This window comes from Nonomuraea endophytica (assembly GCF_014203235.1).
GTDB classification, from domain to species: Bacteria; Actinomycetota; Actinomycetes; order Streptosporangiales; family Streptosporangiaceae; genus Nonomuraea; species Nonomuraea endophytica.
Genome location: NZ_JACHIN010000007.1, coordinates 482769 through 509284, shown reverse-complemented (window position 1 = coordinate 509284; position 26516 = coordinate 482769). Strand labels below are relative to the sequence as shown.

Genomic DNA, 26516 nt, shown 5'->3' with positions numbered 1-26516 from the left:
CGGCGCTACCTGAGTCGAGCGCCTGATAGGTGTTCGCCGAGGCGGTCCAGGGACTCCAGCCAAGCGGCCCTGACGTGCTCCTGGCCGTCGCCCCGGTGCTGGAAGCGCAGCGCGGTGCCGTTTCCGTCCCCGGCCAGCGTCACGGTCACGACCGCGTCGCCGGAGGTGAAGACGAGCCTGGCGGGGGCGCGGGCCTCGTGGTAGACGCCGCCCAGCGTGGTCTCGAAGCCGTGCTCGCCGACCAGCGTGACCTCCCACACGCCGCCGGGGCGCGCGTCGAGGAGGACCCGGTCGGCGAGCGTGGTGAAGATCCGGGGACCGAACCAGCGGGCGAAGCACCTGGGCGTGGTCCAGGCGGCGTACACCTGGTCGGGGGAGGCGGCGAGCGTGCGTTCGATGGAGTACTGCATGGCCCCACGGTGCGCCGCCGCCCTTACGGTCCCCTTCCCGCGGGCTTAAGGGCGAAGAAACCCGACGACGTCGGCCGCAAACCGCTTGTGGCGGAACGTCCCTAGGTGGCTGGCTCCGGGATAGATCAGAAGCTTCCCGTACGGCAGGCCGTCCGCGGTCTCCCGGAACAGCTCCGGCGTGTAGGCCAGATCACGCTCCCCGCCGACGACCAGGGCGGGAACCTCGATCTCCGGCAGCCGGTCGCGCAGGTCGAAGGAGTCCTCCGCCTGGGCGAACCGCAGCATGTCACGCGGGTCGGCCGGCCGGATCGCCGGGTCGGCCAGCCACATCAGCGCGGTGAAGAACGCCCTGGTCAGCGGGTTGGACCCGGCCAGCGGAGCCAGATAGTGGGCGCCCCGGCGGCCCGCCGCGACGGCCTCGGTGTAGCGGCGCTGGGCCAGCCGGGTGCGCGGCGTCAGCGTGTACGCGGCTCCGGCCACCACCACGCGGCGCACCGCCTCGGGATGGTCGGCGGCCAGTTGCAGGGCCAGTGAGCCGCCAGAGGACATGCCCAGCACGTCCACCGGCCCGCCGAACCGCCTGCCGATGGCCTCGGCGTGCTGCTCGGCGATGCCGGCCATGGTGGTGCCCTCGGGCATGCCGGGCGCGCGGTTCACGGCGTGGACCCGGAAGTGCTTGCCCAGCGCGTTCAGGACGGGGCGTTCGCCGGTGGCGGGCTTGGCGGAGTGCTCGGGCGTGAACCACCGCAACACGACCAGCGGTTCACCGGCGCCCGACTCCGACCACGGAAGCTCCATGCCCCCAGTCTGCGCGCCCCACCCACCCCCCGCGCGCTTCTTCCCCCACCCCACCACTCCCGTGCGCGCGACAAGGCCCTTCGCCCGCTTGTCGTGGTTTCGGGGTGAGGGTGGTGGGTCAGGCGAGGCGGGCGGCGGCTTCTCGGGTCAGGGCGTGCCGGAGCGGTTGGCCGGTGGCGAAGCGTTCGAGTTCCGCGGCGACCAGTTCGCCCAGCAGTCCGCGTTCGGCCCCGAGGCTGCCCGCGATGTGCGGGGTCACCACGACGTTGGGCAGCGTGAACAGCGGCGAGCCCGGCACGGGCGGCTCGGGGTCGGTCACGTCCAGGACGGCGAACAGGTCGGGCCGCTCGGCCAGCACCTCCAGCAGCGCGATCTGGTCAAGGACGGCGCCCCTGGCGGTGTTGAGCAGCGTCGCCCCCGGCTTCATGGACGCCAGCAGCGACCGGCCGACCAGCCCGCGCGTCTCCGGCAGCAGCGGCGTGTGCACGCTGACCACGTCGCTCGTGGCGAACACCTCGTCCAGCCCGGCCATCCGCACCCCCTCGTAGCCGGCTGACGGGTCATAGGCGATCACCTCCAGGCGCAGCGCCCGGAGCCGGTCCGCGACCAATCGGCCGATCGCGCCCAGCGAGACGAGGCCGACGCGGGAGCCGTACAGGCCGGGCTGGGGTGTGCGGGGGAGTGGCGACCTGGTGGCGCGGGCGTTCAGGACGTAGCGCCAGCCGCCCTTCAGCGCGTAGACGATCTGCGCGTAGGTGAAGTCGGCGACGGGGACGGCGTTGGCGGTGTAGGCGGAGACGAGGGGGATGCCGCGGTCCCAGAACTCCGGGGTGACGATCTTGCGGACCGATCCGGCGGCGTAGAGGACGAGCTTGAGGCGGGGCATCGCCTCCAGCAGGGCCCGGTCGAGCACCGGGGCGCCCCAGCTGGTGCAGAGCACGTCGGCCTGGGTGGGGGCGGGGTGGGCGGCGGGGCCGTACACGATGTCGGCCTGAGAACGGATGCGGTCGAGGACGGGTGCGTAGACGTCGGGGAAGGCCTGAGGGTCGAGCACGAAGGCCGCGGACAGCACACCGAAGATCCTGCATTTGCCTACTTTTCTGGTAGGTATTAGGGTTTTGTCGCGTAAGTCCCCAGAAGTGAAGGGTCGTCATTCCATGTCCTCAACCAGACCTGCGGTCTTCAGCGTCGCCATGCTCGCCGTCGTAGGGCTGCTGAGCTCCTGTGGAGGCGGCACCGGATCGGCCGCGGGAGCCAAAGCCGCCGACGGCAAGCCCGTGTACGGCGGCACGCTCACCTACCTGGAACACCAGCCGCCCACGTGCCTTTATCTGCCGGCGGCCGGGTTCTATCCCAACGGCGGCGTGCTCAACCAGATCACCGACAAGCTGACCTGGCAGAACCCCGAGACCCTGAAGATCGAGCCGTGGATCGCCACCAAGTGGCAGGTGAACGACGACGCCACCGAGTACACCTTCCACCTGCGCGACGGCGTGACCTTCAGCGACGGCAGCCCGCTCGACGCCGCCGCGGTCGCGGCCAACTTCGACGTGTACGGCAAGGGCGACGAGAAGCTGAAGCTGCCTCCGGCCGAGTTCGTCAACAACTACGAGCGTTCCGAGGTCGTCGACCAGAAGACGGTGAAGTTCTTCTTCGACAAGCCCTCGCCCGGCTTCCTGCAGGGCACCTCGGTGATCGGCGCCGGGCTGGTGTCGAAGAAGACGATCGGCCTGCCGTACGAGGAGCAGTGCCAGCTCAAGAACGTGATCGGCTCGGGGCCGTTCACGCTGGCCAAGCAGATCGTGGACAAGGAGATCGACCTCCAGGCCCGCAAGGACTACAACTGGGCGCCGCCGTCCTCCAAGCACCAGGGCCGCGCGTACCTCGACCTGATCAAGATCATCGTGACTCCTGAGGACAACGTGCGCGTCGGCGCGCTGACCTCGGGGCAGGCCGACTACGTGCGTTACGTGCAGGCCTACGACGAGCAGACGGTCAAGGGGGCCGGCTTCACCGTCAAGGCCGAGCCGACCCGCGGCGTCAACAACGGCCTCTACCTGCGCCCGGGCAACAGCATCCTGAAGGACGTCAAGGTCCGCAAGGCCCTGCAGAAGGGCACGAACGCCAAGGAGGTCGTGGACACGCTCTTCACCGAGAACTACCCGCAGGCCACCTCAGTGCTCAGCCACCTGGCCCAGGGCTACGTGGACCTGTCGAAGGAGCTGGTCTACGACCTCGACGGGGCCAACAAGCTGCTCGACGAGGCGGGCTGGACGCGCGGCGCCGACGGCACCAGGGAGAAGGGCGGCGTCAAGCTTCAGCTCGGCGTCTTCGTCGCGGGGCCGCAGCCGCTGTCGAAGCAGACGCTGGAACTGGTCGCCCAGCAGTGGGGCAAGCTCGGGATCAAGCTGGAGATCCGCCCCGCCGACGCCGGCACGATGGCCGTGGACATCAAGGACGCGGAGAAGACCGCCGTCTCGCACAGCATGGTCGGCCGCGCCGACCAGGACGTGATCAAGAGCCAGTTCCACAGCAAGAACCGCGACGTGATCCTGTCCACGGACAAGAAGCTCGACACGCTGCTGGAGGAGCAGTCGGCGCTGGCCGACGTCGGCCGCCGCAACGCCAAGGTGGGCGAGATCCAGAGGTACCTGATCGAGCAGGGCTACGCCATCCCGCTGTTCGAGGAGCCCCAGGTGTACGGCGTGGCGCCGTACGTCCAGGGGGTGGCCTTCGAGGCGGTGGCCCGGCCCAGCTTCTACTCGGTCTGGCTCAATAAATGACTCAACATCTGACGAAATATCTGGCTATGAGGGTGGGGCAGGCCCTTCTGGTGCTCTGGGCCGCCTTCACCGCCGCGTACATCCTGCTCCAGGCGATGCCCGGCGACTCCATCCTGATCAAGTTCCAGAACCCCGAGCTGGGGCTGTCGCCGCAGCAGATCGCCGAGATCCGTGCCTACTACGACGCCGGCGGCTACCTGCACACCGTTCTCGGCTTCCTGCGCGGCGACTTCGGCTACTCGGTCGACACCGGCACCCCGGTGCTCGAACGGCTGGCCGAAGGGCTGCCGGAGACGGCCAAGCTGGCCACGGCCGCGTTCGTGCTGGCGGTGCTGCTGGCCGTGCTGATCGCGTTCGCCGCCAGCCACAGCTCGCGGCTGCGCGGCGTGCTGCTGGCGGTGCCCTCGCTGTTCATCTCGGTGCCGGCCTTCTGGCTGGGGATCCTGCTGATCCAGGTGTTCTCCTTCCGGCTCGGGCTGGTGCCGGTCATCGGCGGCAGCGAGATCCAGCAGCTCATCCTGCCGGTGCTGACGCTGGCGGTGCCGATCTCGGCGCCCATCGCGCAGGTCCTGGCCCGCAGCCTCGACCAGGTCTTCACCCAGCCGTTCGTGCCGGTGGTGGCGGCCAAGGGCGCCTCGCGCTCGTGGATCCTGTGGCGGCACGTGGCGCGCAACGCGCTGCCGCCCACGCTGACCGTGGCCGGTCTGACGTTCGGCGAGCTGATCGCCGGCTCGGTCGTGACCGAGACCGTCTTCGGCCGCAACGGCGTCGGCCGCCTCACCGAGCAGGCCGTCAACGCCCAGGACACGCCGGTGCTGCTGGCCGTGGTGGTGCTGGCCGCGACCGTGTTCGTCCTGGTCAACTTGCTCGTGGACCTGGTTTTCCCGGTGCTCGACCCGAGGCTGGCGCGATGAGGTGGCTGTCCTGGCTCGTGGTGGCCCTGGTGGTGCTCTGGGCGGTCGTGCCCTGGTTGTTCACCGGCTACGACCCGCTGAACGGTGTGCCCGCCGAGAAGCTGCAGGGGCCCAGCGCCGCCCACTGGTTCGGCACCGACGCCGTGGGCCGTGACGTGTTCGCCCGCGTGGTGCACGGCTCCGTGCACTCGCTGTCGGGCGCGTTCGTCGCGGTCGGGGTGGGGCTCGTGCTCGGCACGCTGCTCGGGCTGCTGGCGGGGTCGGCGGGCGGGCCCGCCGACGAGATCATCATGCGCCTCATGGACGTGCTGCTCTCGGTGCCCGGCCTGCTGCTCGCGCTGACCGTGATCATCCTGCTCGGCCCCGGCACGGTGAACGTGGCGATCGCCGTGGGTGTCGGGTCGGTCGCCGCCTTCGCCCGCCTCGCCCGTGCCGAGGTGGTGCGGGTACGGCGCAGCGACTACGTGGAGGCCGCCTTCGGCAGCGGCGGCACCTTCGTCGCGGTCCTGTGGCGGCACGTGCTGCCCAACTCGCTCGGTCCGGTCGTCGCGCTGGCCGCCCTGCAGTTCGGCGTGGCCATCCTGGCCATCTCCACCCTGGGCTTCCTCGGCTACGGCGCCGAGCCGCCCACGCCCGAATGGGGCCTGCTGATCTCCGAAGGCCGCAACTACCTGGCCACCTCGTGGTGGCTGACCACGCTGCCCGGCGCCGTCGTGGTCGCGGTGGTGCTGGCCGCCGGCCGTATCTCGAAGGAGATCCGATGAGCCTGCTCGATGTCAGGGACCTGCGCGTCTCCTATGGCGGGCACGAGGCGGTCAAGGGCGTCTCGCTGAGCGTCGGGGAAGGCGAGTTCGTCGCGGTGGTGGGCGAGTCCGGCTCGGGCAAGACCACCACGGCGAACGCGATCATCGGCCTGCACCCGGGCGACAGCGGCGAGATCCTGCTCAACGGCACCGACATCGCCCGCTGGTCGCAGCGCCGCCTGCGGGTGATCCGCGGCGCCCAGATCGGACTGGTCCCGCAGGATCCGTCGAACTCCCTCAACCCGGTCAAGAAGGTCGGCGCCCAGATCGCCGAGACCCTGCTCATCCACCGGCATGGGGACAAAACCTCGCGGCGGCGCCGGGTCCTGGAGCTCCTGGAACGCGTCGGCCTCGACGACCCGGCGAGAAGGGCAGGCCAGTACCCGCACGAGCTGTCGGGCGGCATGCGCCAGCGCGTGCTCATCGCCGCCGCCATCGCGCTGCGGCCCAGCCTGATCATCGCCGACGAGCCGACCAGCGCGCTGGATGTGACCGTGCAGCGCCGCATCCTCGACCTCATCGACGACCTCAGGCAGGAGTACGGCACCGCCGTCCTGCTGGTCACCCACGACCTGGGCATCGCGGCGGCCCGTTCCGACCGGCTCGTCGTGATGCGCGAGGGCCTGGTGGAGGAGAGCGGCGGCACCCGCGAGGTGCTGGCCGCCCCGGCCGCCGCCTACACCAGGCGGCTGCTGGCCGACGCGCCCGCGCTGAGCGCCCGCGCCTTCAAGGAGCCGCCGCCGCAGGCCGGGCCCGCGATCGTGGTGCGGGACCTGGTGAAGGAGTTCGGGGGTTTCCGCGCGGTGGACGGGGTCTCCTTCGAGGTGGCCAGGGGCAGCACGCACGCGCTGGTGGGGGAGTCGGGCTCCGGCAAGACCACCACCGCGCGCATCGTCACCCGCTTCGAGAAGGCCGATTCGGGGAGCGTGGAGATCCCCGGCGTCACCGAGTTCCGGCGCGGGGTGCAGCTCGTCTACCAGAACCCCTACGGCTCGCTCGATCCCCGGCACAGCGTGGCCAGGATCGTGGAGGAGCCGCTGCGCAACTTCCGGCTCGGTGACCGGGCGGCCCGCCGTACCCGGGTCAAGGAGCTGCTCGACCGGGTCGCGCTGCCCGAGGCGCTGCTGGAGCGCAAACCACGGGAGCTGTCCGGAGGACAGCGGCAGCGGGTGGCCATCGCCCGCGCGCTCGCCGTGGAACCCCAGGTGGTGGTGCTGGACGAGGCGGTCTCCGCGCTGGACGTGACCGTCCAGGCGCAGATCCTGGACCTGCTGGAGCAGCTCCAGCGCGACCTCGGCCTCACCTACCTGTTCATCTCGCACGACCTCGCGGTGGTGCGCCAGATCTCTCACACCGTTTCCGTCATGAACAAGGGACGCATCGTGGAATCAGGGACGACGCAACAGATCTTCGACAGTCCGCAGGACGACTACACCCGCGAGCTGCTCGCCGCCGTGCCGGAGCCGGTGCGATGACCCGGCTCGGCTTCTTCACCCGGCTCCTGGACGACGTCCCGCCCGCCGAGCGCTACCGGCTCGCGCTGGAGCAGATCGTGCACGCCGAGCGGCTCGGCTTCGAGACCGCCTGGGTCGCGCAGCACCACTTCGACGGCGAGGAGGGCGGGCTGCCCGCGCCGCTGGTGTTCCTCTCGCACGTGGCGGCCAGGACCGAACGGATCAGGATCGGCACCGGGATCATCACGCTGCCGCTGGAGCACCCGGTCCGGGTGGCCGAGGACGCCGCCGTGCTCGACCTGCTGTCGGGCGGGCGGCTGGAGGTCGGCGTCGCGGGCGGCGGCACGCCCTCGGCGTTCGAGGCGTTCGGCAAGGACCCGGCGCGGCGCAACGAGATCTACGCCGAGCACCTGGACGTCCTGGTCAACGCCTGGTCCGGGGGCGATCTGGGCGGCGGGAAGCGGCTCTACCCACCGGCGCCGAGACTGCTGGACGCGATCTGGGAGGCGACGTTCTCGGTCGGCGGCGGGGAACGGGCCGGGCTGGCCGAGCACGGGCTGATGCTCTCGCGTACGCAGCCTCGGCCGGAAGGACGGCCGGACCTGTCGCTGGCGGAGATCCAGAAGCCGATCGTGGACGCCTACTACGCCGCCCTGCCCGCCGGGGTGACGCCGCGGATCATGGCGTCGCGCACCGCGTTCGTCGCCGACACCCGTGAGGAGGCGTTGCACTGGGCCGCCCAAGGGCTGGCGAGGCCGGGCCTGCCGCAGCCCGACGGCGGCGGCGTGGACGAGCTCATCGCCGCCTGGGACGCCCACGTCGGCACCCCGGAGGACGTCGTGGCCAGCCTCAAGGCCGACCCGACGCTCAAGCGGGTCACCGACCTGGTCTTCCAGGTGCACTCCATCGACCCGCCGCACGAGCAGGTCCTGCGCTCCATCGAACTGATCGCCACCGAAGTCGCACCCGCCCTGGAAGGGAGCACGGTATGACCGCCGACGTGATCGACCGGCTGGCCGGCATCCAGCCGGGCTCGCGCCTGGACCAGCTGCGCGAGCGCCGCCCCGACGCCCGCGAGCACGCCCAGCACAGCTACGAGGCGCTGTTCTGCCCGGAGACCGAGGAGCACGTCACGCTCATCGAGCGCGACGCCGTGGCCGCGTTCGTCGCCGGCCTGCACCGCGACGACGCCGTCGCGGGCTTCTACGCCGAACGGCTGGGCGAGCTCGCCCCCGACCTGCTAACCCGGGTCAAACAGGAGATCGACACCGGCCGGACCACCGGCCCGTACGGCGCCTACGGCGAGCCGGAGCTGGCCGCGGAGAGCACCGTCGGACCCGTGCATCGCTCCAAGCTCGACGGCCGGCTGGCCGCCGCCTTCGACCACGCCCACCTGCTGGTCTTCCGGCCGCGCGAGGCCGCGGCCGAGCACCTGCAGATCCTCCTCGACGCCGGCTGGAGCACGACGGGCATCGTCACGCTCTCGCAGCTCGTCGCCTTCCTCACCTATCAGGTCCGCGTGATCGCGGGACTGCGCCTGCTGGGAGCCGCCGCGTGAAGTTCACCCAGGACCGGATCGGCTGGCGGCCGTGGCTCGCGCCGCTGGCCGAGGAGGAGCTCACCGACGAGCACTGGGAGGCGCTGGTCGACAAGGCGCGGGCGGCTTCGCCGTACTTCCTGCTGCTGGCGCGCGATCCGCACGTGCTGCACGCGCGCACCAAGACCGACAACGACATCTTCTACAACGCCGACGGCGGGCTGCCGCGCGCCGAGCGCGAGCTGGCCGCGACCGCGACCTCGCGCCGCAACGGCTGTGTCTTCTGCGCCTCGGTGCACGCCCGCTTCGCCAGCCACTACGCCAAGCGTCCAGCCGACGTGCAGCGGCTGCTGGACGAGGGCGTCGAGGCGGAGCAGGACGAGCGCTGGCGGGCGGTCATCGACGCCTCGGCCGCGCTCGCCGAAACGCCCGGCGCGCTGAACGCCGGGCACCTCGCGGCGCTGCGCGCGGCCGGGCTCGACGACCTGGCCATCAGCGACGTCATCCATTCCGCCGCATTTTTCAACTGGGCCAACCGGCTCATGCTGTCCCTTGGAGAACCTGAATGAGCACTCTCGACCATCTTGTCTACGCCGTGCCCGACCTGCTGGAGGGGGTGGCCGAGTTCGCCCAGCGGACCGGCGTGACGCCCGTGGAGGGTGGCGCGCATCCCGGCGGCACCGCCAACTTCCTCGTCGGCCTGGGCGAGGGGGCGTACCTGGAGATCATCGGGCCTGACCCGTCGGCCGAGGGCGCGCGGCCGCGTGCGTTCGGGCTGGAGTCGCTGACCGCGCCGGCGCTCGCCGCCTGGGCGGTGCGCCCGGTCGACATCGACGCCACGGTACGGCAGGCCCGCCAGGCCGGCTACGACCCCGGTGACGTGCAGCCGCTGTCGCGCCGCAAGCCCGACGGCACGCTGCTGGAATGGCGGCTGACCAGGCGCGACGACCCGGCGGGCGTGCGGCCGGTGCCGTTCCTCATCGACTGGGGCGCGACGGCGCATCCGTCGGCGTCGGGGCTGCCGCAGCTTGAGCTGGTCTCGTTCACGATCGCGCACCCCGAGCCGGACGCCCTGGTGGCCGACCTGAAGGCCGTGGGCGCCACGGCCGAGGTCGTCGTGGGCGAGTCGGTGGCGCTGCGCGCCGTGCTGGGCACGCCCGAGGGCCCGGTGACGCTGGCATGAGCACGCTGCGCGACTACCTGAAGCAGAAGCGCGCCGCGCTGCTGGCCCGCCGCGACAAGCCGTCGGACGGGCCGGTGCCGCTGCGCGCCAGCGTCACCGCCGAGGGACGCAGCGGCGTGCGCCGCATCCGCATCCGCGAGCACCAGATCCTCAGCGACAGCGCCGCCGACTTCGCCGGATACGACCTCGGACCAGGCTCGCCCGAGCTGCAGGCCGGGGTGCTGGGCAGTTGCGTCACGCACATCTTCCTCATCAAGGCGGCCGAGCTGGAGGTGCCGCTGGACTCCCTGTCGGTGGACGTGAGCGCCACCTACGACCCGCGCGCCCAGGCCCCGGGCAACACCGACATCCCGGTCTATCCGCAGGACTTCCGCTACGTCGTGAAGATCGACTCGCCCGCCTCCGACGAGGACCTGGCCAGGCTCCACGCCGAGGTCGAGCGTGTCTGCCCGATCCTCAACCTCATCCGCAACCCGCAGGACATCAAGGGGGAGGTAGTGCGGGCCTAGAGCTTTTTGGGAAGAATGTCCGAGTGTTCGATCATGCACCTAGCGCAGGGCTGCGCGCTCCTCGCGCGGCCCTCGCCGGCGACGCCCCGGCCATCGACCTCAACGGCCCGTGGAGCTTCCGGCTCAGCCCGGACGCCCACGCGAGCCTGGACTTCGTCAATCCCCACTACGACGACTCCGCGTGGGATCGGCTGCCCGTGCCCTCGCACTGGCCGCTGCACGGGTACGGCTCGCCCGCGTACACCAACGTCTCCTACCCCTTCCCGATCGACCCGCCGAACGTCCCGGACGACAACCCGACCGGCGACTACCGGCGCGTCTTCGAGGTGCCGGAAGGCTGGGACGACGCGGTGCTGCGCTTCGACGGCGTCGACTCCCACGCCAGGGTCTGGCTGAACGGGCACGAACTCGGCTTCACCACCGGCAGCCGGCTGGCCGCCGAGTTCACCGCCGGGCCGTGGCTGGTGACCGGGCGCAACGTGCTGGCCGTCCGCGTCCACCAGTGGTCGGCCGCCAGCTACCTGGAAGACCAGGACATGTGGTGGCTGCCCGGCATCTTCCGCGACGTGACCCTCACCCGCTCCACCGCCGACCTGTTCGTGCGCGCCACGCACGACGGGCGGTTGTCCTTCGAGGGCGACGGGCTGCTCAGCGTCCCGGCGCTCGGCCTGACCGGCCTCGAACCCGGCGTGGAGGCGCGGCTCGACGTCACGCCGTGGAGCGCCGAGAACCCCGTCCTGTACGACGCGGTCCACGTGGGCGCCACCGAGACCGTGCGGCTGCGGATCGGGTTCAGGACCGTGTCCATCGAGAACGGCGTGCTCCTGGCCAACGGCGTGCCGCTGAAGCTACGCGGGGTCAACCGGCACGAGTTCCATCCCGACCACGGGCGGGCGGTGCCGTACGAGACCATGCGTGAGGACGTGCTCCTCATGAAGCGCCACAACGTCAACGCGGTCAGGACCAGCCACTACCCGCCCCACCCCGCCTTCCTCGACCTCTGCGACGAGTACGGCCTGTGGGTGATCGACGAGTGCGACCTGGAGACGCACGGCTTCGGCCAGGCCGGCTGGCGGCGCAACCCCAGCGACGACCCCGCCTGGGCCGACGCCTACGTCGAGCGCATGCGGCGCATGGTCGAACGCGACAAGAACCACCCGTCCATCATCATGTGGTCGCTCGGCAACGAGTCCGGCACCGGCCGCAACCTCGGCCTCATGGCCGACTGGGTTCGCGAGCGCGACCCGTCCCGCCCGATCCACTACGAGGGCGACCTGACGTGCGCGGACACCGACGTCTACAGCCGGATGTACGCATCCGTCGCCGAAGTGGAGGCCATAGGAAAGGGCGAGGAAACCCCCCTCGACGACCCCACCCTGGACGCCCGGCGGCGGCGCATGCCGTTCGTGCACTGCGAGTACGCCCACGCGATGGGCAACGGCCCCGGCGGCCTGCTCGACTACCAGGACCTCTACGACGCCCACCCTCGCCTGGCCGGTGGCTTCATCTGGGAGTGGATCGACCACGGCCTGCGCCACGAGAAGCTCGGCTACGCCTACGGCGGCGACTACGGCGAGCCGGTCCACGACTCCAACTTCGTCATCGACGGCCTGGTCTTCCCCGACCGCACGCCCTCGCCCGGCCTGCTGGACCTGAAGGTGGTCTTCGCACCCGTCCGCATCACCTTCCCGTCCACGGGCGAGGTCTCCATCGAGAACAGGTACGGCTTCCGCGACCTCACCCACCTGCGCTTCGAGGCGACCGTCGAGGACGTGACCACGATCCTGGAAGTCCCGGCGGAAGGCGGCGTGGTCAAACTCCCTGCGACGACGCCCACCAAGGACGAGACCTGGTTGACGGTCCGAGCCGTACTGACAGCCGACGAACCATGGGCACCGGCAGGCCACGAGATCGCCTGGGGCCAGGTACGCCTCACCACCCCGACTCCCGCTCCCAGATCGGGCGGCAGCCTGACCGGGGCGGACTTCTCAGAAGGCACCGGGCGACTGATCCGGTTGTTCGGCATTGAGGTAGAAGGCCCAAGACTGGAGCTGTGGCGGGCGCCCATCGACAACGAGCGCTTCGGCGGCCTCGACTGGCACTGGCGCACGATGGGCCTGCACCGCCTGACGCACCGCGTGGACGCGGTGAACCGGGACGAAGACCGTCTGACGGTCGTCACCCGAGTAGCCCCGGCCGCCTCCGACCTCGGCCTGCGCACCACCTACACCTGGACAGGCGTGGCCGACGGCGTCCTGCTGGAGGTCCACGTGGTGCCGGAGGGCGAGTGGAAGCACCCGATTCCCCGCCTGGGCGTGGCGATGTCGATCCCCGCCGAGTACGACCAGGTCACCTGGTACGGCCGGGGCCCGGGCGAGGCCTACCCGGACACCGGCCTGGCCGCCAGAGTGGGCCGCTGGTCGGCGACCGTGGACGAGTTCCAGACCCCGTACGTGTTCCCCCAGGAGAACGGCCATCGCGCGGAGGTCCGCTGGGCCACCCTGACCGACGCCACGGGCAGGGGAATCCGCATCTCGGGCAACTACGGGCTGACGGCCCGCCGCTGGACCACGGCAGCCCTGGAAGAAGCCCGCCACCTGCCAGACCTGGTCCCAGGAGACCGCATCCACCTCAACCTGGACCTGGCCCACCACGGCATCGGCTCCGCGTCCTGCGGCCCGGGCGTCCTGCCCCAGTACGAACTCCAAGCCCGGGAATCCACCCTGACTCTCCACTTCACCCACCCCTGACCTTGGGTTCGTGGCGCCGGGGCGGTGCGGGGTGCCGTGGTGTCTGGCTAAGGAGACGGGCGTAACGGCGGGGTGGTGTGAGCTGGACGACCGTTTCCTGGACGGGGACCAGCCGGGGTGCGGCGGGTGGGGTGGGGGCGGCTGGGCCGTAAAAGAAAAGCAAGCTTATGGATAGGGTAAAAACCGTGACTGGAGAGTTGAAAGAGCGGGTTCGGGAGCTGCGGGCGACCGGGCAGTCGCCCAAGGAGATCGCCAGGGCGCTGGGCGTCAAGCCGTCCATCGTCGCCCCCCTCGTGCGGGAGATCGCCGCCGAGACCGTCACCAGCGCGCCTGAGTTGGTCGGCTCCTGGGTGAGTGCGGGGTGGAGCACCGGGCTGTCGGTCGCTCCCGACCGTGGCTGGACGGACGCGGCGGCTGGCGAGCCCGGCACCGGCGGCCTGGTCAGCGTGCTGGTGGCGCGCCGCCACGGCTACAACCGGGTGTCGATCTGCGGGTATCTGGCCGATGTGTACTGCCTGGGGGTCAAGGTCACCCACGGCCCCGAGATCATGGACGAGCGCGGCATGCGCCAGTTCCGTGACTTCTTCTTCAGCGACTACTCCGGCTACCAGGAAGCCCCGATCGAGCTGGCCAGGCAGCTCGTCTACGGCTCCGAGGAATACGCCAGCGGCCTGGGCTTCTCGTCGTTCGAGGACTTCGAGCAGGTCAAGGGGCATCTGGGCGACCTGGAGGGGCCGTCGGCGATCACGTTCGGCCGGGACGGGCGGCCCTTCTACGTCCCGAGCCCGCAGGACGACCAGAACAAGGTCCACCGCCAGCTCCGCCGCGCGGTCGGCGACGACTTCGGCTACGTCGAGATCGACGCGGAAGACGATGCTTAGGTAGCGGTTCATGATGGAGGCGGCGCTCACCTGGGGACAGCAGGACGTCTGGCGGGCGATCGTCGCCGCCGAGCCGCAGGAGCAATACCTGAACCTCGCTCGCCTCTTCTCCGTGCCCCAGCGCCCGGTCACCTTGGAGCACGCGCACAGCGCACTCGATCGGCTGATCACCCGGCACGAGGCGCTGCGCACCCGGCTCACCGGCCCGCGCGCCGCCCCCGGGCAGGCGCTCGCGGAGTCCGCCGAGCCGATGGTCGAGGTGGTGGAGGGGGAGCGGCCGCACCGCGTGTCGGAGCGGCTGTCGGCGGCGCCGTTCGACTACTGGAACGAGTGGCCGCTGCGGGTGGCCTTCCTGGTCGCCGAAGGTTATGTGCGCCAGGTCGTGCTGGTGCTCTGCCCGCTGGCCGTGGACGGGCCCGCCGCCGACCTGGTGGTGCGCGACTTCCGCGCGCTGCTCGGGCGCGGGGAACCGCCGCCGCACCAGGCCGACCGGCCGCGGGACCTGGCCGCCTGGCAGGCCTCGGCCGACGGGCGCGGGCACTCGGACGAGGCGGTCGCGTGGTGGCTGGAGCAATACACGCGCATCGACCCGTTCGAGCTGACCGCGGCCCCCAAGCGGCCCCGGCACATGGAGGCGTCCATGTCCTCGCCCGCGCTGGCCGCGGCGGTGCGGACGGTGGCGGCACGACGCCGGATCAGCTCATCGACCGCGCTGCTGACCGGGGCCGTGAGCCTGGCGGGGCGGCTGACCGGGCAGCGCACCTGCGGCATGCGGCTCAACGTCGACAACCGCTCCGGCGGCGGCCGCCGGGACGTGGTGTCCGCGATCGCCCAGGAAGGGCTGGTCGTCCTGGACCTCGACACCCCCGACTTCGGCGAACTGCTGGCGCGGGGCGGGCAGGCGGCCGCGCGGGCCGATCGCCGGGCCGAGTACAACCCTCACGCGATGGAAGAGGCGCTCGCCGGACGGGTCAGGACGTTCGGCCGCTTCGACGACCGGCGGCGGGGCCGCCGCGACCAGGCCCCCGAACTGGACGCGCGGCAGATCCGGCTGGCCATGGACAAGACCGACCTGGCCTGGACCGATGCCATGGACCGCAACATCTGCGACTTCCACCTGCGGATCGCCGGTGAGCCGGAGCGCATGGAGGTCTCGCTCTACGCCGACACGGGGTTGCTGTCGCCGCTGGCCATCGAGGCGTACCTGCTGGACCTGGAGCGGCTGTTCGTGGAGGAGTCCCTGGTCTGAGTCCCCGGGAAGGAATACGATCACCGCAACTACGGTGGAGGTCGCATGTCAGAGGCGCAGGAAATCACCTTCACCGGCACCCGCGGGCCCCTCACCGCCCGCCACTGGCCGCACCCCTCGCCGCGCTACGTCGCCCTGCTCATCCACGGGTACGGCGAGCACTCCGGCCGCTACGAACACGTGGCCGCCCACCTGGTACGGCACGGCGCCGCGTGCTATGCCGTCGACCACATGGGACACGGCCGCTCGTCGGGCGAGCCCGTCCTGATCCACGACTTCGAAGAGGTCGTCACCGACGTACACCAGCTGGAAGAACGCGCCAGGGCCGACCACCCGTGGCTGCCCGTCGTCGTCATCGGCCACTCGATGGGCGGCATGATCGCCGCCCGCTACGCCCAGCGCTACGGCGCCGACCTGGCCGGGCTCGTGCTGTCGGGCCCGGTGATCGGCTCCTGGGACGTCATCGGCGTCCTGCTCGCCATGGACGACCTGCCCGACATCCCGATCGACCCCGCCACGCTCTCCCGCGACCCGGCGGTCGGCGCCGCGTACGCCTCGGATCCGCTCGTCTGGCACGGCCCCTTCAAACGCCCCACGCTCCAGGCGTTCGCCCGCACGCTCGGCCAGATCGCCGGTGGCGGCTCGCTGGGCAACCTGCCCACGCTGTGGATCCACGGCGAGGACGACCAGCTCGTCCCGCTCAGCGGCAGCCGGGGCGGCGTCGAGGCGATCAAGGGCGCCGACTTCAGCGAGCGCGTCTTCCCGGGCGCCCGGCACGAGGTGTTCAACGAGACCAACAAGGACGAGGTCCTGGAAGAGGTCACCGCCTTCGTGGACCGGATCCTCCCCTGACGTCGTGGACCGATTCCGCGCCATCGTGGACGTGCACGTCCTGCTCCTGCGCCCGCCGGGGGAGGTGCTGCTGATCCGGCGGGCCAACACCGGCTACCGCGACGGCCAGTGGCACCTGCCCAGCGGTCACCTGGAACCGGGCGAAACGGTCGTGGAGGGCGCGATCAGGGAGGCGCGCGAGGAGGTCGGCGTGACGATCGCGGCCGCCGGGCTGCGGTTCGTCCACGTGATGCACCGCTCGCCCGACCGGATCGGGTTGTTCTTCGCCGCCGGGGAGTGGGCCGGCGTGCCGTACAACGCGGAGCCGCACAAGTGCTCGGCCATCGGCTGGCATCCGCTGGCCGATCTGCCCGCCGACACCGTGGACTATCCGGCCGCCGCGCTGGCCGCGATCGGGCGCGCGGAGCCGTTCGCCGTGTTCGGGTGGCGATGATTTCCCCGGCGGGGCCGGGTCTATCCCTGTGTGAGCGCCGTCCTGCTCGAACGAGCCGTCAGCTACACCCTCGGCAGCCTGGTCCTGGTCAGACCTGAGCTGCTGGGCAACCGGACGCCCTGCGCGCGGTGGGATCTGCGCGCGCTGCTCGACCACATGAACGACTCCCTGCTCGCGCTCGCTGAGGCGGCCGACCTCGGCCACGTCGCGCTCCGGCCCACCGGCTGCGAGGGCGATCCGGTCGCGATGCTGCGCCGCCGGGCGTGCCGTCTGCTCGGCGCCTGGCCGACCGTGTCCCGCTGTTCGCAGGTCGCGGTCGGGGACGCGTGGCTGGCGCGCGAGGTGGTGGCGGGGGTCGGCGCACTTGAGGTGGCCGTCCACGGCTGGGACGTCGCCGCCGCCTGCGGTCACGCCCGTCCCGTGCCGGAGCCGCTGGCCGCCGCACTGCTCGATCTGGCGCTGGCGTTCGTGGACGACGACGACCGGCCGCACCGCTTCCATGCTCCGGTACGGCCCGCCTCACCTGCGTGTTCTTCCGATCGGCTGGTGGCGTTCCTCGGCAGGTCGGCTTGACAGTTTTATTTTTCAAGGGCAGCCTGGAGGCATGCACGACATCGCGGTGATCGAAGATCCGGCCGCGGCCGAGGCGTCACTCGACCCGATGCGCACCCGGCTGCTGGCCGCGCTCGCCGAACCCGGATCGGCCACCACGCTGGCCGCGAAGGTCGGCCTCGCCCGGCAGAAAGTCAACTACCACCTCAAGACACTCGAGAAGCACGGCCTCGTCGAACTCGTCGAGGAGCGCAAGAAGGGCAACTTCACCGAACGCGTCATGCGGGCCTCCGCCGCGTCGTACGTGATCTCGCCCAGCGCGCTCGGCGCCGTACAACCCGATCCCGCCCGCGCGCCCGACCAGCTGTCGGCCCGCTGGCTCCTCGCGCTCGGCGCCCGGCTCGTCCGCGAACTCGGCGAGCTGATCACCGGCGCGGCCAAGGCCAAGAAGCGCCTCGCCACGTTCGCGGTAGACGGCGAGATCCGCTTCGCCTCCGCCGCCGAGCGCGCGGCGTTCGCCGAGGAACTGGCCGCCTCGGTAGCCATCCTCATCAGCAAATATCACACCGAAGAAGGACGCGATCACCGGCTGCTGATCGCCGTCCACCCCGTCGTCAAGGAGCAAGAGCGTGGGTAAGGACTTCTCCATCCAGAAGGACACCGAGCTGCGGGCGACCCCCGAGCAGGTCTGGGACGCCATAGCCACCGGACCCGGGCTCAGCTCGTGGCTGTTCCCCTTCGCCATCGAACCCGGAGTGGGCGGCGTCATGCGCCTCGACGTGCCCGGCGTCACCGAAGAATCCACGATCACCGGCTGGGACCCGCCCAACCGCCTGACCGTGAAGAGCGCCGAGGCCGAAGACGGCAGCTTCCAGGCCTACGAGTACCTGATCGAAGGACGCGACGGCGACACCACGGTCCTGCGCTTCATCCACACCGGCCACCTCGGCGAAGGCTGGGGCGACGAGTACCTCTCCAGCCTCAACACCGGCTGGGACCAGTACTTCTACACCCTCGCCCAGTACCTCCTCCACTTCCCCGGCCGCACCGCCGTCTACGCGCTGGCCGAGGGCCCCAAGGGCCAGAAGGACCTCTGGCCCAGGTTCAGCGCCGCCCTCAACCTCCCCACCGCCCCCGCAGTGGGCGACCGGGTACGGCTGACGCCCGACGGAGCCGAAGGCGTCGTGGACTACCTGGTCATCTCGGGCGACAAGGGCTTCATGCTCGGCGTACGCACCGCCGACGCCTTCTACCGCTTCCACGGCCTGGGCGAGGGCATGGGCGGCGGCGTCGACATGGCCGCCCACCTGTTCGGCACCGACGACACCAAGGAAACCGAACAAACCTGGAAGACCTTCCTCGCCGACACCTACAGCTGAACCCGAGTCTGTTACTCCTGTTCGTCACAGACGGGACGAACAGGAGTACCCCCCACGCGAGGACCGTGCCGTCAGGCGTGGAGGGTTTCGAGGACCTGGGGGCCGAACTTGGCGAGTTTGTTTTCGCCCACCCCGCTGACCGTCCCCAGCTCCGGCAGCGTCGCAGGGTTGCGGGTGGCGATCTCGCGGAGGGTCGCGTCGTGGAAGATGACGTAGGCCGGAACCCCCGTCTCCTTCGCCGTGGCCGCACGCCACGCCCGCAGCCGCTCGAAGCGGGGTGCCGCCTCCGGCGTGAGGTCCACCACCTCGCGCGACTTCGAGGAGCCGCCGCCCGAGCGGGACGGGGTTCGCGGCTTGAGGTCGCGGCGGAGGTTGACCTTCTGCTGGCCGCGCAGCACCTCAGCGCTGGCGTCGGTCAGGACCAGGGCTCCGTAGGCGGGTTCGACGGCCAGGATGCCCTGGGCGAGGAGCTGGCGGACGACTCCGTGCCACTCCGGTGCGGTCAGTTCGGCGCCGATGCCGAAGACGGTCAGGCTGTCGTGGCCGAACTGCTCGACCTTCGTCGTCTTCTTGCCCAGCAGGATGTCCACCGCCTGTCCCACGCCGAACTTCTGCCCGCGCTCCCTGGCCAGCCGCAGCACCGTGGACAGCACCTTCTGGGCGGGCACGGTGGCGTCCCAGGTCTCGGGCGGGGTCTGGCAGGTGTCGCAGTTGCCGCACGGGCTGGTGCCCTTTTCGCCGAAGTAGTCGAGGAGCATGACGCGGCGGCAGGTGACGGTCTCGCAGAGGGCGAGCATGGCGTCCAGGTGAAGCGCCTGGCGGCGGCGGTGGGCCTCATCGCCCTCCAACGCCAGGCGGCGGTGCTGGACCACGTCCTGAAGGCCGTAGGCCATCCACGCGGTCGCCGGCTGGCCGTCGCGGCCCGCTCGGCCGGTCTCCTGGTAGTAGCCCTCCAAAGACTTCGGGAGGTCCAGGTGGGCTACGAAGCGGACGTCGGGTTTGTCGATGCCCATGCCGAACGCGATCGTGGCCACCACGGTCAGGCCCTCCTCGCGCAGGAAGCGCGACTGGTGCAGGGCGCGAGTGCGGGTGTCGAGGCCCGCGTGGTAAGGGATGGCGGCTATGCCGTGGTCGGAGAGGTGCTCGGCGATCTTCTCGGCCGAGGAGCGCGAGAGGCAGTAGACGATTCCGGCCTCGTCGGGGTGCTCGGTGCGGATGAAGTCGAGCAGCTGCCGCTTCGGCTCGCTCTTGGCGGTGATGCGGTACTGGATGTTGGGCCGGTCGAAGCTGGCCACGAAGTGCCGGGCCTGCTCCAGGCCGAGGCGGGCGGAGATCTCGGCGTGGGTCTCCGGGGTGGCGGTCGCGGTCAGGGCGATGCGGGGGATGTTCGGCCAGCGCTCGTGGAGGCCGGAGAGCATGAGGTAGTCGGGGCGGAAGTCGTGCCCCCACTGGGATACGCAGTGGGCCTCGTCGATCGCGAACAGGGCGACCTCGCCCTTCTCCAGCAGGCGCAGCGTCGAGTCGACGCGCAGGCGCTCCGGGGCCAGGTAGAGGAGGTCGAGCTCGCCCGCGACGAAGGCGGACTCCACCCGCTGGCGCTCGTCGAAGTCCTGGGTGGAGTTGAGGAAGCCCGCGCGGACGCCCAGCGCGGTCAGCGCGTCGACCTGGTCCTGCATCAGCGCGATCAGCGGGGAGATCACCACACCCACGCCCGGCCGGACCAGGGCGGGGATCTGGTAGCACAGCGACTTGCCGCCGCCGGTCGGCATCAGGACGAGCGCGTCGCCGCCGGCGACCACGTGCTCGATGATCTCCTGCTGGCCTGGCCGGAAGGAGTCGTAGCCGAAGACGCGGTGCAGGACCTCCAGGGGCGTATCCATGCGGCTACCTTACGTGGCGAGGGGGGACGGGTCAGGGCGTTCGCCCACGGCGATCGTCGGCGATCAGGCCGACGATCCCGGTGAGACAAGGCGATCGTAGGCGATCAGGCCGACAGTCCCGGTAAGGCAAGGCGATCGTAGGCGATCAGGCCGACAGTGCCGATGAGACAGCAGGCGGCGACCGCGATCATGGCCACGGGGAAGCCCATCAGCGCCGCGATCGGGGGCGCCACCGCCTTGGCCACCGTGATCGGCAGAGCCAGGGCGCCGCTGATGGAGGCGTAGGCGGCGGTGCCGTACCTCTCGGCCAAGAGGGCGGGACGGGCGATGGTGGCGACGCCGAAGCCCAGCCCGAACAGGACCACGGCGCCGATCGCCCCGGCCACGCTGCGGCCGACGACCGGCAGCAGCAGGGCCGCGCAGCCCTGCAGCGCGAAGACGGCGGCGGCCACGGGCGCGACGCGGAAGCGGCCCTGCAGGCCGGTCGTGACCACGCGGCCGGTCACCGAGAGCACGCCGAGCAGGCCCGCGACGGCGGCGGCGAAGACGGGGGAGTGGCCGAGCGTGATCAGGTACGTGACCAGCAGGATGCCCATGACCGACACCGCGCCGGTCTGCGCCAGGAAGGCCAGCGCCAGCAGCCAGAACGGCCGTTCGCGCAGGGCCGCGCCGACCGCCGCGCGCGAGGGTGGCGGGCGTTCCGTCGCGCGTCTCCGCACGGTCAGCCAATGCAGGGGTACGGCCAGCAGCCCGTATCCCACGGCCAGGACGACCAGGGCGGCGCGCCAGCCGTACCGCTCGACGAGCAGGCCGGTGACCGGCAGGAAGATGCTGGACGCGAACCCCGCGACGATCGTGACGGCCAGCAGCGCCCGCGGCCGCCGCGCCGCGTCGAACCAGGCGACGATCACCGCGAAGGCCGCCTCGTACAGCACCATCGCCGACGCGACCCCGAGCACCGCGCAGACGAGATAGAGCTGAAGGAGGTTCTGGACCTGCGACCACGCGAGCAGCGCGCCCGCGCCCAGGGCGGAGCCGAGCGTCATCAGCCCGCGCCCGCCTCGCCGGTCGAGCCAGCCGCCGATCAGCGGCGCCACGAGCCCGGACAGCAGGATGGACAGCGTGAGCGCCCCGGTGAGCTGCGGCACGCCCGCCCGAAGCTCCCGCGACATCGGCATGATAAAAACCGAAAAAGCGTAATAAAGCACGCCGAAGCCAGCGGTTTGGGTGATCGCCAGAGCGGCGACCATCCGCATCCCCTGCGGAGGCGACCCACGCCGACCCTCCACGATCACGCCCCAAACCCTTCCCCCGAACAATCACGCTATGTGGTGATATGCATCACCTATGGGCTATGTCGTAACAGGAGGCAGCAAAGGGATCGGGCGCGCCATCGTCGAACGCCTGCCCGGCACCGTCGTCGTCATCGACCGGGAACCCCTCGACCAGCACGACGACCGCGTGATCCAGGTGCTCGGCGACGCCGCCGACGAACAGGTGGCGCGCGAGGCGGCCCGCCAGGCGGCCCCGCTGACCGGCTGGGTCAACAACGCGGCCGTCTTCGGCGACGCCTCACTCCACGACGCGCCCGTCGAGCACGTGCGCCACCTGATCGCCGCCAACCTCGACCTCGCCGTCGTCGGCTGCGCCGTCGCCGTCCAGACCTTCCTCCGATCCGGTACGGCCGGCGCCATCGTCAACCTCACCTCCCACCAGGCAACCAGAGCCGTCCCAGGCGCCCTCCCCTACGCCACGGCCAAGGCGGCGATCGAGGGCCTGACCAGATCCCTGGCAGTCGAGTACGGCAAGCACGGCATCCGGGCCAACGCCGTGGCCCCGGGCTCGGTGGCCACAGGCCGCCACGACCAGATGACCACCCCGGAGATCGAGCGCGAGATGGCCCGCCTCCACCCGCTGGGCAGGGTGGCCAGAGCGGAGGAGATCGCGACGGTAGTGGCGTTCCTCCTGTCGGACGAGTCGTCGTTCGTCAACGGCGCGACGGTCCCGGTGGACGGCGGCAGGACAGTGCTCGGACTCGACCCCGAAGCCAGGGAATGAAAACCATTGCCACATGGTTGAGGCGGCCATGAAGAAGAACCTGCACCCCGAATACCGCCCGGTCGTCTTCCGCGACAAGAGCCTTCGCGACAAGAGTGGGGACTACGCCTTCCTCACCCGATCGACCAGGGCCAGCGCCCAGACGATCGAGTGGACGGACGGCCGCGTCTACCCGGTGGTGGACGTGGACGTCTCTTCCGCCAGCCACCCCTTCTACACCGGCCGCGGCCGGGTCATGGACACCGCGGGCCGCGTCGAGCGCTTCAAGCAGCGCTACGGCACCAAGTAAGGATGGCCCGCTCAGGCCCCGCCCGCCTGCGCCGTACCCGCGCCGAACCGTGAGAGGTCGGCGCGGGCCGGTAGCGTCTGCCACTCGCTGGCACCGGTCGTGGCCGCGGCGCTGAGCATGCTGCCGCGCGCCAGCCGCTCGGGCGGGGTGAGCCCGTCCAGGGCTGCCGAGATGTAACCGGCCGCGAACGCCTCCTCCGACCCCGCCACGTCCACGACCGGAACCTGCGTACGCGGCACGTCGAAGCGCATCCGGTCGGCGCGCACGCTGAAACCCTTCGCGCCCCGGCTCACCACCACCTCGCGCTCGGGCGTGAGGGCGGGCTTGACCAGGTCGAGCTCGTCCTGGTCGACGAAGAGCAGGTGGGAGGCGCGGGCCAGCTCGCTCAGGACTTCCTCCGCCTCGCGTACCGACGGCCACAGCGAGGGCCGGTAGGTGACGGCGAAGGAGATCAGGGCGTCGGCGTTGCGCGCGGCGGTGACCGCGATGCGTACCGCCTCCAGGCAGTCGCGGCCGAGCGCCGCGGTGGTCCCGGTGATGTGGAGCAGCCGCGCGGCCCCGATCCTGTCGATCGGGACGTTGCCCGGCGACAGGCGCGTGCCCGCGGAACCGCCGTGGTAGTAGGACGTCAGGCCGGGGTATCCGACCCGCGACTCCTTCAGCAGCAGCCCGGTGGTGGCGCTGTCGTCCACCCGGGTGTCGGCGATGTCCACGCCCTCGCCGCGCAGCACGGAAAGCGCCCGCGCGCCGAGCTCGTCGGCGCCCACCTTGCCGAGGAAGGCCACCTGGTGCCCGAGCCGCGACAGGCCTATGGCCAGGGAGAACTCCGGCCCGCACACGTCGAGCCTGGCCTCGTTGTCGTGGCGGACCCGGCCGCTGGAGACGACACCCATGACGGCGCCCAGGGTGTAGACATCGGTCATGGGGCCTGACTGTAGCCGCACATAACGGATTTTTGCGCTTCACCCCTGGTCGGGACCGTGATCAAATATTTCTCGTAACTTTAGACAACCTTTTCCACTTCCGGTGCCTCAAAGTAGTAGAGGAGCTGGCTATCCCGAGCCGGCTCCAGAGAACGGGGAGAGGATTAGCACCCTCATGAAGAAGATTGCAGTCGGCGTCATCTCAGCCATGGTCGGCGGCGCGATGCTGCTCACCGGTGGCGCCGCTTCCGCTCAGCAGAAGACGTCATCCGTAGACATCCAGAGCATCTCGCCGAACCCGGTCGTCGTCCCCAAGGGCGGCGAGGAGGACGCGTTCATCAGGGTCAACGCGTCGTCGGACGTGGACAAGGTCACGGTGAAGGTCCAGCCCGAGGGCGACAGCTTCCGCACTCTCAGCGAGAAGACCGTCACCCAGCACAGCTGGCGTTTCGCCGTGTCGTTCGACAGTAACGACCCCGAGGGCAAGTGGAGCGCCGTCGCGGAGGCGTGGAAGGACGGCAAGAAGGTCGCCGAGGACAAGGCGTACTTCTCCGTCGACATCGAAGAGGGCACCAAGGCCGACAGCCGGATCACCCGCTTCAGCGCCGACCCGTCCAAGGTCCGCAAGGGCAAGTACATCCACTACACCGGTCGCCTCCAGGCCGACGACGACGGCTGGGAGGGTGCTCGCGGCGAGAAGGTGAACATCTACTACCGCGCCAACGGCTACAGCACCTGGAAGTGGGTCGCCTCCGGCAAGACCGGGTGGGGCGGCAAGTTCTACGCCAAGTCGCGTGCCTGGAAGTCCGGCACGTTCAAGGCGGTCTACAACGGCAGCGACGAGCTCAACGGCTCCGAGAGCCGTCGTGACTACGTGCGTGTCGTTCGCTGGCACCACTAAGCACTGAGCACCACCTGAGAGCCCGGTCCCGCAAGGGGGCCGGGCTCTCGCATGTTCACGACGGCCTCAGCGAGGTAGCTAGAAGGGTATGGAGCTGCTGAAAGACTTCGACCCGTTCGACATCTTCGACGCCGAGGCCGCACGCCTGGACACGTTCTTCTCCGGCGTCGACGCCGCCGGGTGGGAACGGCCGTCGCGCTGTGCAGGATGGTCGGTGCGCGACGTGCTCGGCCACCTCGCCGGCGAGGAGATGTACAACCACGCCGCCCTCGACGGCACCGTGCAGCAGCTCATGACCCGCCTGGCGGGCGAGGGCGTCACCGGCTTCAACGACTTCAACGAGTGGTGTGTACGGCAGCGCCGCGCCGTACCCCTGGCCGGCGTTCTGGCCGAATGGCGGGAGAAGAACGGCGAGACCCGCGCCCGCATGCGCGCCCTGGGCCGGGACGCGACGCTCGACACCCTCGCCGGCCCCTACCCCGTCGGCGACCAGACCTTCCACTACGACTCCGAGTACGCCACCCACGCCGACGACGTCGGCGCCCCCGTCACCGCTGACGAGGCGGAGGGCAGGACGCTCTGGCGGGTCGCGGTGGGCCGCTTCGCCCTGGGTGAGCACGACGCGAAGGTCCGGGTCGAGCAGACGGCCGGGCACATCCGGGTGCACGCCGACGGCCACGACGCCACCCTGTCCTACCCCGAGTTCGTCAACGCGACCGTGGGCCGTCCCGACGCGGGGACCGACCCGCGGATCGCCGAGGCGCTGAGGTGCCTGGCCTGAGAGGAGGCCGATCATGTGGTTGCGCAACCGTGAGGGCACGGAGCCGCTGAGCGCGCGCAGCCCGGTGCGCGCCCGCCGGATCCTGTCGGTGATCGCGCTGGTCGTGGGCGTGGCGCTGGCGGTCTTCTTCGTCCAGCGCGCGATGAGCACCGGCGCGGACGTCTGGCGCTGGGAGGCGGCGATCGCCGGGTTCGTGGCCGTGGTGGCGGCGGCCGACCTCCTGGTGCTACGCCACCGCCGATAGCGTGCTGCGCTACTGCCGCCAGAGTGCTGCGCTACCGCCGCCAGAGTGCTGCGTCACCGCCGCTAGGGTGCCGGGGTGGGATACCGGCGATACGACTATCGGGGACCTGACGACCTGCGCGCGATGCAGGCCATGTCGGCGCGCGCCGGCCACTGGCATCCGGGCGAGCTGGCCTGGTCGCGCTTCGAGCACATCGGGCGCGAGCCGGAGTGGCCGACCGCCCTGTGGGAGCACGACGGGCGGACGGTCGGGTGGGCGTGGGCCCAGTTGCCGGGCTCGCTCGACCTGGACCTCGACCCCGAGCACCGCGGGCTGGCCGGTGAGATGCTCGGCTGGTTCGCCGGGCTGGTCCCCGGCGAGCGCGCGGTCACGGTGCTGGACGGCGGCCTCCGCCTGGACCGGTACGGCTACCGCGAGAGCGAGGACGCCCCGTTCTTCGTCCGGCTCCGCCGCGACCTGGCCGATCTGCCCGAGCCCGTGCTGCCCGCCGGATACCGGTTGCGCGCGGTGAGCGGGCCGGAGGACGCGCCGCAGCGGGCCCGGGTGCACCGGGCGGCCTTCTCCACACCGGAGCATCCTTCGCGGGTCAGCGCCCAGAGTTATCTGCAGGTCATGGGGGCGTGGCCGTACCGGAGTGAGCTCGACTGGCTCGTGGAGACGGACGGCGGCGAGCCCGCGGCGTTCTGCCTGGCGTGGCTGGACGGCGGGGAGGCCGTGCTGGAGCCCGTCGGCACCGATCCGGCGCATCGCCGGCGCGGGCTGGCCGGGGCGGCTACTCTGGCGGCGCTGCACGCGGCTCGCGGGCTCGGCGCGCGCTCGGCGCGGGTGAACGCGCGCGGCGACGACGCCTATCCCTCGGCCCGTGCCACCTACGAGTCGATCGGATTCCGTCACCACGACGGCATCCGCAGCCGCACGTATGTAAGCGGGCGCAAACTGATGTAATTTCTTGC

The 26516-nt window shown here is 70.9% G+C and carries 29 protein-coding genes; 23 read left to right on the top strand and 6 right to left on the bottom strand.

Annotated elements, in window-relative coordinates; all coding sequences use genetic code 11:
• Positions 1-5: 5 nt before the first annotated feature.
• The 3 genes from HNR40_RS27475 to HNR40_RS27465 all read right to left on the bottom strand — a co-directional run bounded on the left by HNR40_RS27475 (position 6) and on the right by HNR40_RS27465 (position 2280).
• On the bottom strand, positions 6-410 hold the full coding sequence (locus tag HNR40_RS27475; protein WP_184966179.1) for an SRPBCC family protein: 405 nt from the start codon (positions 408-410) through the stop codon (positions 6-8).
• Positions 411-455: 45 nt separating this feature from the next.
• Positions 456-1208 (bottom strand): alpha/beta fold hydrolase, encoded by a 753-nt coding sequence (locus tag HNR40_RS27470; protein WP_184966177.1) that lies wholly within the window; start codon positions 1206-1208, stop codon positions 456-458.
• Positions 1209-1326: 118 nt separating this feature from the next.
• Positions 1327-2280, bottom strand: a complete 954-nt coding sequence (locus tag HNR40_RS27465) for a hydroxyacid dehydrogenase (RefSeq protein ID WP_184966175.1) — start codon at positions 2278-2280, stop codon at positions 1327-1329.
• An 85-nt stretch (positions 2281-2365) separates the two neighbouring features.
• On the opposite strand from HNR40_RS27465, the gene HNR40_RS27460 reads away from it, so the two are divergent.
• The 17 genes from HNR40_RS27460 (at position 2366) to HNR40_RS27380 (ending at position 18487) form a co-directional block, all read left to right on the top strand.
• On the top strand, positions 2366-3991 hold the full coding sequence (locus tag HNR40_RS27460; protein ID WP_184966173.1) for a TIGR04028 family ABC transporter substrate-binding protein: 1626 nt from the start codon (positions 2366-2368) through the stop codon (positions 3989-3991).
• 26 nt (positions 3992-4017) lie between these two features.
• Complete coding sequence (locus tag HNR40_RS27455) at positions 4018-4905, top strand: ABC transporter permease (protein ID WP_246509496.1); 888 nt, start codon at positions 4018-4020, stop codon at positions 4903-4905.
• Entirely contained in the window at positions 4902-5669 is a 768-nt protein-coding gene (locus tag HNR40_RS27450; RefSeq protein ID WP_184966171.1) for an ABC transporter permease, read from the top strand. The genes HNR40_RS27455 and HNR40_RS27450 overlap by 4 nt, the downstream gene beginning before the upstream one ends.
• Positions 5666-7183, top strand: coding sequence for a dipeptide ABC transporter ATP-binding protein (locus HNR40_RS27445; RefSeq protein WP_184966169.1), 1518 nt, complete (start codon positions 5666-5668; stop codon positions 7181-7183). Before HNR40_RS27450 ends, HNR40_RS27445 begins: the two co-directional genes overlap by 4 nt.
• Positions 7180-8154 (top strand): putative FMN-dependent luciferase-like monooxygenase, encoded by a 975-nt coding sequence (locus tag HNR40_RS27440; RefSeq protein WP_184966167.1) that lies wholly within the window; start codon positions 7180-7182, stop codon positions 8152-8154. The genes HNR40_RS27445 and HNR40_RS27440 overlap by 4 nt, the downstream gene beginning before the upstream one ends.
• Complete coding sequence (locus tag HNR40_RS55015) at positions 8151-8720, top strand: CMD domain protein (protein WP_184966165.1); 570 nt, start codon at positions 8151-8153, stop codon at positions 8718-8720. Before HNR40_RS27440 ends, HNR40_RS55015 begins: the two co-directional genes overlap by 4 nt.
• Entirely contained in the window at positions 8717-9268 is a 552-nt protein-coding gene (locus HNR40_RS55010) for an alkylhydroperoxidase domain protein (protein ID WP_184966163.1), read from the top strand. The genes HNR40_RS55015 and HNR40_RS55010 overlap by 4 nt, the downstream gene beginning before the upstream one ends.
• Positions 9265-9882, top strand: coding sequence for a VOC family protein (locus tag HNR40_RS27425; protein ID WP_184966161.1), 618 nt, complete (start codon positions 9265-9267; stop codon positions 9880-9882). The genes HNR40_RS55010 and HNR40_RS27425 overlap by 4 nt, the downstream gene beginning before the upstream one ends.
• The gene (locus tag HNR40_RS27420; RefSeq protein WP_184966159.1) at positions 9879-10391 is read left to right on the top strand and encodes an OsmC family protein; all 513 of its coding nucleotides are present in this window, start codon (positions 9879-9881) and stop codon (positions 10389-10391) included. The genes HNR40_RS27425 and HNR40_RS27420 overlap by 4 nt, the downstream gene beginning before the upstream one ends.
• Before the next feature lie 23 nt (positions 10392-10414).
• A complete protein-coding gene (locus HNR40_RS27415) occupies positions 10415-13141 on the top strand; it encodes a glycoside hydrolase family 2 TIM barrel-domain containing protein (protein WP_184966157.1) in 2727 nt (908 codons plus the stop codon).
• Positions 13142-13326: 185 nt separating this feature from the next.
• The gene (locus HNR40_RS27410) at positions 13327-14022 is read left to right on the top strand and encodes a helix-turn-helix domain-containing protein (RefSeq protein ID WP_312896525.1); all 696 of its coding nucleotides are present in this window, start codon (positions 13327-13329) and stop codon (positions 14020-14022) included.
• Between the two features lie 10 nt (positions 14023-14032).
• Positions 14033-15271, top strand: a complete 1239-nt coding sequence (locus HNR40_RS27405) for a condensation domain-containing protein (RefSeq protein ID WP_184966156.1) — start codon at positions 14033-14035, stop codon at positions 15269-15271.
• A 45-nt stretch (positions 15272-15316) separates the two neighbouring features.
• On the top strand, positions 15317-16123 hold the full coding sequence (locus HNR40_RS27400; protein ID WP_184966154.1) for an alpha/beta hydrolase: 807 nt from the start codon (positions 15317-15319) through the stop codon (positions 16121-16123).
• 4 nt (positions 16124-16127) lie between these two features.
• The gene (locus HNR40_RS27395; protein ID WP_184966152.1) at positions 16128-16556 is read left to right on the top strand and encodes an NUDIX hydrolase; all 429 of its coding nucleotides are present in this window, start codon (positions 16128-16130) and stop codon (positions 16554-16556) included.
• A 30-nt stretch (positions 16557-16586) separates the two neighbouring features.
• Positions 16587-17129 (top strand): TIGR03086 family metal-binding protein, encoded by a 543-nt coding sequence (locus HNR40_RS27390; RefSeq protein WP_184966150.1) that lies wholly within the window; start codon positions 16587-16589, stop codon positions 17127-17129.
• 31 nt (positions 17130-17160) lie between these two features.
• The gene (locus HNR40_RS27385; RefSeq protein ID WP_184966148.1) at positions 17161-17745 is read left to right on the top strand and encodes an ArsR/SmtB family transcription factor; all 585 of its coding nucleotides are present in this window, start codon (positions 17161-17163) and stop codon (positions 17743-17745) included.
• On the top strand, positions 17738-18487 hold the full coding sequence (locus HNR40_RS27380) for an SRPBCC domain-containing protein (RefSeq protein ID WP_184966146.1): 750 nt from the start codon (positions 17738-17740) through the stop codon (positions 18485-18487). Before HNR40_RS27385 ends, HNR40_RS27380 begins: the two co-directional genes overlap by 8 nt.
• A gap of 71 nt (positions 18488-18558) precedes the next feature.
• Here HNR40_RS27380 and recQ read toward each other — a convergent pair whose 3' ends face one another.
• Together recQ and HNR40_RS27370 are read right to left on the bottom strand one after the other, a co-directional pair.
• Positions 18559-20367, bottom strand: coding sequence for a DNA helicase RecQ (recQ, locus tag HNR40_RS27375; RefSeq protein ID WP_184966144.1), 1809 nt, complete (start codon positions 20365-20367; stop codon positions 18559-18561).
• A 104-nt stretch (positions 20368-20471) separates the two neighbouring features.
• The gene (locus HNR40_RS27370; protein WP_184966142.1) at positions 20472-21617 is read right to left on the bottom strand and encodes an MFS transporter; all 1146 of its coding nucleotides are present in this window, start codon (positions 21615-21617) and stop codon (positions 20472-20474) included.
• 97 nt (positions 21618-21714) lie between these two features.
• On the opposite strand from HNR40_RS27370, the gene HNR40_RS27365 reads away from it, so the two are divergent.
• Both HNR40_RS27365 and HNR40_RS27360 read left to right on the top strand, forming a co-directional pair.
• Positions 21715-22425, top strand: coding sequence for an SDR family NAD(P)-dependent oxidoreductase (locus HNR40_RS27365; RefSeq protein WP_184966140.1), 711 nt, complete (start codon positions 21715-21717; stop codon positions 22423-22425).
• A gap of 28 nt (positions 22426-22453) precedes the next feature.
• Positions 22454-22714 carry a type B 50S ribosomal protein L31 gene (locus tag HNR40_RS27360; protein WP_184966392.1) on the top strand — a complete coding sequence of 87 codons (261 nt, stop codon included), beginning with the start codon at positions 22454-22456 and terminating at the stop codon, positions 22712-22714.
• 11 nt (positions 22715-22725) lie between these two features.
• Here the strand turns inward: HNR40_RS27360 and HNR40_RS27355 are convergent, their stop codons facing one another.
• Positions 22726-23637 (bottom strand): sugar kinase, encoded by a 912-nt coding sequence (locus HNR40_RS27355; protein ID WP_184966138.1) that lies wholly within the window; start codon positions 23635-23637, stop codon positions 22726-22728.
• 175 nt (positions 23638-23812) lie between these two features.
• On the opposite strand from HNR40_RS27355, the gene HNR40_RS27350 reads away from it, so the two are divergent.
• The 4 genes from HNR40_RS27350 (at position 23813) to HNR40_RS57380 (ending at position 26508) form a co-directional block, all read left to right on the top strand.
• On the top strand, positions 23813-24538 hold the full coding sequence (locus HNR40_RS27350) for a hypothetical protein (protein WP_184966136.1): 726 nt from the start codon (positions 23813-23815) through the stop codon (positions 24536-24538).
• A gap of 88 nt (positions 24539-24626) precedes the next feature.
• The gene (locus HNR40_RS27345) at positions 24627-25319 is read left to right on the top strand and encodes a maleylpyruvate isomerase family mycothiol-dependent enzyme (protein WP_184966134.1); all 693 of its coding nucleotides are present in this window, start codon (positions 24627-24629) and stop codon (positions 25317-25319) included.
• A gap of 13 nt (positions 25320-25332) precedes the next feature.
• Positions 25333-25563, top strand: a complete 231-nt coding sequence (locus HNR40_RS27340; RefSeq protein ID WP_184966132.1) for a DUF6343 family protein — start codon at positions 25333-25335, stop codon at positions 25561-25563.
• A gap of 75 nt (positions 25564-25638) precedes the next feature.
• Positions 25639-26508 (top strand): GNAT family N-acetyltransferase, encoded by an 870-nt coding sequence (locus HNR40_RS57380; protein WP_184966129.1) that lies wholly within the window; start codon positions 25639-25641, stop codon positions 26506-26508.
• Positions 26509-26516 lie beyond the last annotated feature (8 nt).

Bases quoted from the DNA above. Each gene is read 5' to 3' on its own strand.
- HNR40_RS27475 (WP_184966179.1), bottom strand. From the start codon at position 410: ATGCAGTACTCCATCGAACGCACGCTCGCCGCCTCCCCCGACCAGGTG.
- HNR40_RS27470 (WP_184966177.1), bottom strand. From the start codon at position 1,208: ATGGAGCTTCCGTGGTCGGAGTCGGGCGCCGGTGAACCGCTGGTCGTG.
- HNR40_RS27460 (WP_184966173.1), top strand. From the start codon at position 2,366: ATGTCCTCAACCAGACCTGCGGTCTTCAGCGTCGCCATGCTCGCCGTC.
- HNR40_RS27455 (WP_246509496.1), top strand. From the start codon at position 4,018: ATGAGGGTGGGGCAGGCCCTTCTGGTGCTCTGGGCCGCCTTCACCGCC.
- HNR40_RS27450 (WP_184966171.1), top strand. From the start codon at position 4,902: ATGAGGTGGCTGTCCTGGCTCGTGGTGGCCCTGGTGGTGCTCTGGGCG.
- HNR40_RS27445 (WP_184966169.1), top strand. From the start codon at position 5,666: ATGAGCCTGCTCGATGTCAGGGACCTGCGCGTCTCCTATGGCGGGCAC.
- HNR40_RS27440 (WP_184966167.1), top strand. From the start codon at position 7,180: ATGACCCGGCTCGGCTTCTTCACCCGGCTCCTGGACGACGTCCCGCCC.
- HNR40_RS55015 (WP_184966165.1), top strand. From the start codon at position 8,151: ATGACCGCCGACGTGATCGACCGGCTGGCCGGCATCCAGCCGGGCTCG.
- HNR40_RS27425 (WP_184966161.1), top strand. From the start codon at position 9,265: ATGAGCACTCTCGACCATCTTGTCTACGCCGTGCCCGACCTGCTGGAG.
- HNR40_RS27420 (WP_184966159.1), top strand. From the start codon at position 9,879: ATGAGCACGCTGCGCGACTACCTGAAGCAGAAGCGCGCCGCGCTGCTG.
- HNR40_RS27405 (WP_184966156.1), top strand. From the start codon at position 14,033: ATGATGGAGGCGGCGCTCACCTGGGGACAGCAGGACGTCTGGCGGGCG.
- HNR40_RS27400 (WP_184966154.1), top strand. From the start codon at position 15,317: ATGTCAGAGGCGCAGGAAATCACCTTCACCGGCACCCGCGGGCCCCTC.
- HNR40_RS27385 (WP_184966148.1), top strand. From the start codon at position 17,161: ATGCACGACATCGCGGTGATCGAAGATCCGGCCGCGGCCGAGGCGTCA.
- recQ (WP_184966144.1), bottom strand. From the start codon at position 20,367: ATGGATACGCCCCTGGAGGTCCTGCACCGCGTCTTCGGCTACGACTCC.
- HNR40_RS27370 (WP_184966142.1), bottom strand. From the start codon at position 21,617: ATGGTCGCCGCTCTGGCGATCACCCAAACCGCTGGCTTCGGCGTGCTT.
- HNR40_RS27365 (WP_184966140.1), top strand. From the start codon at position 21,715: ATGGGCTATGTCGTAACAGGAGGCAGCAAAGGGATCGGGCGCGCCATC.
- HNR40_RS27360 (WP_184966392.1), top strand. From the start codon at position 22,454: ATGAAGAAGAACCTGCACCCCGAATACCGCCCGGTCGTCTTCCGCGAC.
- HNR40_RS27355 (WP_184966138.1), bottom strand. From the start codon at position 23,637: ATGACCGATGTCTACACCCTGGGCGCCGTCATGGGTGTCGTCTCCAGC.
- HNR40_RS27350 (WP_184966136.1), top strand. From the start codon at position 23,813: ATGAAGAAGATTGCAGTCGGCGTCATCTCAGCCATGGTCGGCGGCGCG.
- HNR40_RS27345 (WP_184966134.1), top strand. From the start codon at position 24,627: ATGGAGCTGCTGAAAGACTTCGACCCGTTCGACATCTTCGACGCCGAG.
- HNR40_RS27340 (WP_184966132.1), top strand. From the start codon at position 25,333: ATGTGGTTGCGCAACCGTGAGGGCACGGAGCCGCTGAGCGCGCGCAGC.